The organism is Prevotella sp. S7-1-8, from assembly GCF_000758925.1.
Lineage (GTDB): Bacteria > Bacteroidota > Bacteroidia > Bacteroidales > Bacteroidaceae > Prevotella.
In genome coordinates this window covers 1-6,359 of the sequence record NZ_JRNC01000107.1, presented here as the reverse complement: position 1 = coordinate 6,359, position 6,359 = coordinate 1, and the positions used below count along the sequence as shown (strand labels likewise).

General features: G+C 39.1%; 6 protein-coding genes and 2 pseudogenes. 2 read left to right on the top strand and 6 right to left on the bottom strand.

All coding sequences use genetic code 11. The features are described from left to right. A pseudogene (locus HMPREF1640_RS13010) lies at positions 1-240 on the bottom strand (virulence protein); the annotation flags it as partial. Between the two features lie 515 nt (positions 241-755). Between HMPREF1640_RS13010 and HMPREF1640_RS11960 the strand changes: the two are divergent. Together HMPREF1640_RS11960 and HMPREF1640_RS11955 are read left to right on the top strand one after the other, a co-directional pair. Continuing rightward, positions 756-1,058 carry a helix-turn-helix domain-containing protein gene (locus tag HMPREF1640_RS11960; RefSeq protein WP_036895172.1) on the top strand — a complete coding sequence of 101 codons (303 nt, stop codon included), beginning with the start codon at positions 756-758 and terminating at the stop codon, positions 1,056-1,058. A gap of 12 nt (positions 1,059-1,070) precedes the next feature. Further along, entirely contained in the window at positions 1,071-1,373 is a 303-nt protein-coding gene (locus HMPREF1640_RS11955; protein ID WP_036895169.1) for a helix-turn-helix domain-containing protein, read from the top strand. Positions 1,374-1,631: 258 nt separating this feature from the next. Here the strand turns inward: HMPREF1640_RS11955 and HMPREF1640_RS11950 are convergent, their stop codons facing one another. The 5 genes and pseudogenes from HMPREF1640_RS11950 to HMPREF1640_RS11930 form a co-directional block, all read right to left on the bottom strand. Beyond that, positions 1,632-1,844 carry a hypothetical protein gene (locus HMPREF1640_RS11950; RefSeq protein ID WP_036895167.1) on the bottom strand — a complete coding sequence of 71 codons (213 nt, stop codon included), beginning with the start codon at positions 1,842-1,844 and terminating at the stop codon, positions 1,632-1,634. A 53-nt stretch (positions 1,845-1,897) separates the two neighbouring features. Then, a complete protein-coding gene (locus tag HMPREF1640_RS11945; protein ID WP_036895164.1) occupies positions 1,898-4,438 on the bottom strand; it encodes a hypothetical protein in 2,541 nt (846 codons plus the stop codon). After that, positions 4,435-5,256: a GLPGLI family protein gene (locus tag HMPREF1640_RS12650; protein WP_052051833.1), complete on the bottom strand. Its 822-nt coding sequence runs from the start codon at positions 5,254-5,256 to the stop codon at positions 4,435-4,437. Before HMPREF1640_RS12650 ends, HMPREF1640_RS11945 begins: the two co-directional genes overlap by 4 nt. 248 nt (positions 5,257-5,504) lie before the next feature. After that, on the bottom strand, positions 5,505-5,921 hold the full coding sequence (locus HMPREF1640_RS11935) for a hypothetical protein (RefSeq protein WP_036895162.1): 417 nt from the start codon (positions 5,919-5,921) through the stop codon (positions 5,505-5,507). A 235-nt stretch (positions 5,922-6,156) separates the two neighbouring features. After that, positions 6,157-6,359: pseudogene (locus tag HMPREF1640_RS11930) on the bottom strand (hypothetical protein); the annotation flags it as partial.

Here is a 6,359-nt window from a genome sequence, read left to right as displayed (position 1 = left end):
GTTCTTGCCCCTGTATTCGGTTCTACCTAATACCGTGTTATACCTGAACCCATAATAAGAGGAGAGATAAGTTTCTATCTCACCGTTTTTGGAGGAAGTCTTCCTTTGCTTAGACGTATTGTTCTCGCCTTCCAATTTGCCTTTATCTGCACTTGTTTTCATTATATGCTTGGTTTGGTTTCCGAGAGTGAAGTTAGGAAGAGAATGGGAAAGTTCCAAGCATTCAAAGAGTGCTTGCATAATGTTGCGCTCATTGGCAATAAAGTTCGCACGAATTTTTATGGAGATGGGGAAAGAAAAAACTTATTTAAGCCTGAACTAAGTCAAGACGGGGGATAAAATAACAAGAAAAGGCAGAGGTAGAAGTGTGCTCTTTGCACACGTTTGCAGTATTCTACACCGATATTACAAACGATAGAATCAGCACAGAAATATGGTAGCGTTTGTCCACACCAAGAGTGTCACAAGCTGCCACTTGGGCGAATAACGATTGAATAGGAGATACAGCACCATATCTTTGTACCCAACGGACGGTGAAAGAAAAAAAATAGGGTAAGAAGGTGCAAACGGCTGCTGATAAAATGCATTGTCTTTTTCCTTGAAGTTCCCGATATTTCCCTGCTGTTCCCTGCTGCTTTGAAGTATGATAAACTCATCATACTTTTGCAGACATAAACGTGCGATGATACGCAAAACAGGCAAAGGTATTGTCAATACCAATAAGACAGAATTACAAACAAAACAACAATAGAATTATGGGATATTTTATCATTACGGATTCAAATTGGACAAGGCTCAGAAATGAGATACTTAGCCTTGCTGATACCTGCCATAAGGCATTTGGAGAACAAAGCAAGCATACCGATTGGCTGCACAACGGTGATGTGTGCAAGTTGCTTAACATCAGCAAGCGTACATTGCAGCACTATCGGGATACAGGCGTGCTGCCTTTCTCGCAAATCGGGCATAAGTGCTATTACAGGCGTGAGGATGTGGAGCTATTGCTCCAAAGCAAATCGGAGAAATCGAAAATAGACAGAATAAAGAATAACAAATAAGAGAAGGATATTATGGAATCAGTAAAGGACTTGAACATGGAAGCGGATGATATGCAGGGGGTGCTGTCCGCACTTGAAGGAGTCAACAGACGGATAAAGGAAGTGGCACAGACACATAAACCGCTGTTTGGCGGTGAGCATTTCCTAACGAGCAAGGAAGTATGTGAGCGGCTGTATATCAGCCCTCGTACCTTGCAGGACTATAGGGACAGGAGGACTATCCCCTACACACACTTTGCAGGAAAGATACTTTATAAGGAGTCGGATTTGGAAAAGCTGTTAGAGGATAATTATAAGCCCCTATCGACCCATTAAGATCTAAGACGCAGTTTTAATGACTTTTCTAATTCCCATCATTAAAAAAGGATATTATAAATACTACCAGCTAGAACTTTGCAGATAAGACTACGACGTGTCTGATTTAATGATAAATTTAAGATAAACTAAAATATAGTTACCCTATTGTACATAGACATAAAAGGTATGCCATAATAAACTCTTGGCATACCTTAAATGTAACGCATAAATTCTCGATATTCTATTGTTTACAAATATCAAGAAATACTGCTAAGATTATTTACCACCTTCTTTCCTTATATAAATGGTATATGTACCATCTTCAAAGAAAAAGCCATAGCTTCCGTCACTAAAGGTAACCTCATCATAACCATCATGGTGCTTGATTTCTGTTACTTCAATCTTGGAGCTACTTTTAGCAGCAACTGTTTGTGGTGCAACAACTCCTAAACTAAGAGCTAGTGCCAACGAAAATAAAAATTTCTTCATTTCTTTTTGATTTTAAATTATTTATAAATAATAACAGGATGCCCTGTTTATCTTTACAATGATAGCATTATTTTCAGCAAAATATCTCTACTTCTTAATTGCGTAGCTGTATATATCTGTTGAGTGTCGGTTATTTGCTGTCGGATGTATTTATTCTTGCCTAGAAGATTATTGCAGACAAGTCCTATTTCGTAACGTTTACGACGATAATATACGGATATGTCGGCAAAGTATGTGAACGAGACTGAATGGTCGTTGCTATGGTACAACTCATTATTCCACTCTATTTGGAAATTACCAGGCATAAGAAAGCACTTCAACTGATGACTGAAAGAACGCAAGGGGTTAATATTGAATGCTGCATTACCCTTTGATAGTTGCCTTATATAACGATAAACACTCTTCTCCTCTATGGAGAACCACTCAATAGGTTGCAACGAAAAGGAAAGAGAGATATTAGCAGATTGCGTTTGGAAAGGTACAAAGCTATTTCCAATAAGCATCTTATAGTTGCTCCAATTGTAGGAATAGCCAAGGATAGTTGTCAAATGTGCAATGTTCCAACTTTCACTCATTCGTCCATCTATACCATGTGTGGTACTATTTGCTGTAAAATCTGTTGCAAACGTCTGATAAGAGTTGTTTATAACACGTTGCGAATACATACGTTGGTTTCGCATATTGGTAAAGCTATAGCCTATATTGACAAAGAAGCCCTTCAACACGTCTTTATATTCTACAGAGGTTCTAAGAAAATGCGACAGCGTATAGTCTAGTTTCCCGTAACCTTGTCGCATCGTTATATAGTCTGTAAACAAAGGAATGTCTATCGTTGAGGAAAACTCATTAGGTCGCCATGCATAGTTATAGATACCCATAAGAGTTAACGATGGTGTAGGCATGGCAGATATATATAAATGTGGTTCTATGGTAAGCGTGCTTTTATGCTGACTTCCGTAATATCGCTCTGTCCAATAAAGCGGTGTACTGGCTGTGAGATGAATATTGTTCGACTTGTAACTGAATGTAGGACGAACGAAACTCCTCCATTCCCTATATCTTCGTTTCGCACTTATGCTATCATATTCGATGTTCATTCGTTGTAATTTTGCATCTGTTCCAAAATCGTAGTTCAGATGAAATTTGCCCACTTTATGTCCCCAATAAGTATTAAATCCGCCCAACATGCTATGTTTTTCCAATCGTTCGGTAGTTTCATTTGACAGCAACAGCAAATCTGGTGCATAATTTAATGAGAGATAGGCATTCGCTGAAATAGAATGTTTACCGTTAAGATTTCGGATGAAGGAAAGTTTGTCGGTGAGATAGCGTTGACGTGGCTTTACATATTGGCGAGTATTTCTACCATTCAATAGCGATGTACCATCGCTTTGGTCGAAGTCTATATATCCTCGCAAATCATTGGTAAGGTATTGCTTATCCGTATTTTGCTTGTACAGCACCTCTGCATTGAGTGCGTTGTGATGGCTTTGTGCCGACACGTCTTCCATGATTGCCTTGCTACCTGCCATTGTATAGATGGTTGAAGTTGTTCGCCTTTGTATAGTTTTGTCTACCATTGCATCCAACTGTATTCGCAAGTCGTTGTTGCCTTTTGTCTTGAAAAGCCAATTTGTAGCAAACAGGTGTGTTTGGTTAAATCGGCTTCTAGCAGTTTCTATATCGGGTGCTGGCAATGAAATATTGGAGAGAATTCCGCCGTCTGTGGGAGCAGAGTCGTCTAAATAGGCAGCCATTGGCGACACTTCCTGTCCAATACTCTTACCTGTGTTGTTGTTTTTATACATGCTGATACTTTGCACTTTTCGCGAGAAGAACATAGAAAAAAGCCTATTGTTATAGAGGAAGTCAGACTTCCTGTCCATTGCCATACCAACAGCAAGGTCTATGGTATGTGTCCATACGTTCTTTGCGCCATCTCCCAAAACGATATTCAGTGCAGCTTGCTCACTGAAACTGGTGTTTTTCAATGCCTTGATTGGTTGATGACGCTCGAAGACTTGTATTTTCTTTACTTTGTCCACATCAATGTTTTCTGATGCTTGTGTATATTTTCCACCAAGTAAATCCATTCCCTCAATATAGAACTTATTGATTTTCTTTCCTTGATATTCTATGGATCCATCTTCGTTAATGGCTATTCCTGGCATTTTTTTTAATACATCGGCTATGGTTCTGTCTTGCTTAGTTTTAAAAGAATTGACAAGGTAGTTAAGCGTATCGCCTTCTTGGCGTACCTTCTGCGACTTCACTACCACCTCTTTCAGTTCGTTTGTTTTCTCTTGCAATACAATATGTTGCCCATTCTTGAAATCAGATATGAACAAAGATGTTGTTTCGTAGCCCAGCTTTCTTACCTCTATTATGCGAAACTCTTTTCCTTTAGCATCAATGGAAAAGCTACCGTTAGGGCTTGAAAAAGTATAAGCTATGGTTTGTTTCCCGTTTTTCAAATACACGGCAGCACGGTCAACAGATGTATTTTGTGTAGATACAATCTGCCCTGTAAGTATTTGACCTTTTGCCGTTATGGCAAACAAGAGAATTAACCATATGAGAAATGCTTGCTTCATTTCTTGTTCAAATCTTCTATCAACAAAGGAGTCAACTTTCTTTTCTTTATGTTACCGCTGCCACGCACACCTTTGAGTCTGATGATAGCTTCCTGTGGGTCGGTAGCAGTAAGAACTTCGAGTTTCTGTAAGTCGGCTGCATTTGTATTTATAAAGTTTTTCTTAGCAATAGCAATCTTTTCTCCATGTCCTTTTTGTATGCCTGTGCATTCAAAAGTATATTCGGCATTGTCAGAAACTGCTTTCAGTATCAGTCCCGGTAATCCACATAGTTTCCAAGGTCCTTCACTTATGGTAAGGTCGGGTGTATACCATACTGTCCATACTCTGCCACGAAAAGCCGTTCTTGCCTTGTTGCAACTATATTCGGCAATGATGCTGTCGCCATCTAAAAGTTCCCAGTCTAACGTTGGCATAGCCTCCTCATACTTAAAGGCTGTATTCCCCACAAGTTCTGTGGTATAAGTAAGTTTGTTTGCTATGGGATAGTTCTTCAATACTACATAGTGTTGTCCTAATTTAGAACTTGCTCTCATCTTGGAACTTGCTGCTAGAACCTGAGAAAGATTTCCACCCGTGGTTTGTACCACACTGTCTAATGTCTGCTGTTGTGTTATGTTAGTGGCAGAATAGAAACTGCTGCTGTGCTTTCCAACCAATAATATCATATCATCGAACAGCTGCGGACGTTCTACACAAGACTTAAATGCTGCTTTATAACTAATTTTTAGCGTAGCCGTGTCTGTTTGCCCACAAATAGAGCTTAGTTTAAACACGGCAGCTAAAAATATGAGTATTATTTTGTATCTATATTTCATAGGTGTTTTATTGCATAACGTAATTGTGTACTATATGACAGCAAAAATACATAATTTATTCCAACCCCACAAATTCCAGATTAAAATAATATGTTTAAAGCAACAATTATATTGTAGCCTGTAGTTCTATGGTAGTAATAGTAAGGACTTCCAACTAACTACAATGTAAACCTTTTTTTCAATACATTATCTCTTAATGTAGTTATGTAGTAAGATATAATCGGTGAAAGAAAAAGGAAATATATTCATCAGTTATCCGTGCCACCGAGCAGAAATATCGGTGTTATCACGGATGCAACCTTCTGCAATCTCTGACAGACATATTTTCTGAATAAATACGCTTCCGTGCTGTCCAGATGAAAAGACATGGCAATGATGACAGGAAGCGGATAGAGCGGAGCATAACCTTTTAGTTGTTCGTTTGCATAAATATCTTCCTCACCTGCAACCCTCTCATCGAGATGTAGGTTGGAGGATTTTATTATCGTTTGCAACCTGTGGTGGAGTTTTCTCCATGTTACCCCGAAGAACCTCACAAGTTCACTCTCTGTCATGGCTATCTCTCCGTTTCCTTTGCGAATGACTTGCATTTTGCTGACCCAATCAAAATAACTACGCTGATTGGAAGTGTTTGTTCTTATTTTTGGATTGTTGTTTGTCTTCATGCCATTTCTTCCATTTTACAGGTTACAATATCCGAAGATTCACAAGCCTCTCTGACCGCATTCCACGGCTAAAAAACATATCCTTTCCGTTCATGGATTGGTAGTATGTAGTCATACCGTAGTTGCACATATAGTCATCTACCAACTACAATGTAATACCTTCTCTTTCACTGTGTTACCTTGTTTTGTAGTAATGTAGTAAGATAACAGTGAAAGAAAAAGGATTGGTACATATTCAGCTATTGACACCCCTGTCATATATGATGATAGGAATGACAGAACTCCTTGGATGCATCAACTCACTGCACACATGCTTTCTGAACAGGTGGGCTTCTACGCTGTCAAGCAAGAAGGAAAGGGCGATAATTGTAGGTAATGGGTAGAGCGGTGCGTAGCCCCTTACCTCCTTATCCGTGACTATTTTCCTTTCGTCTGCGT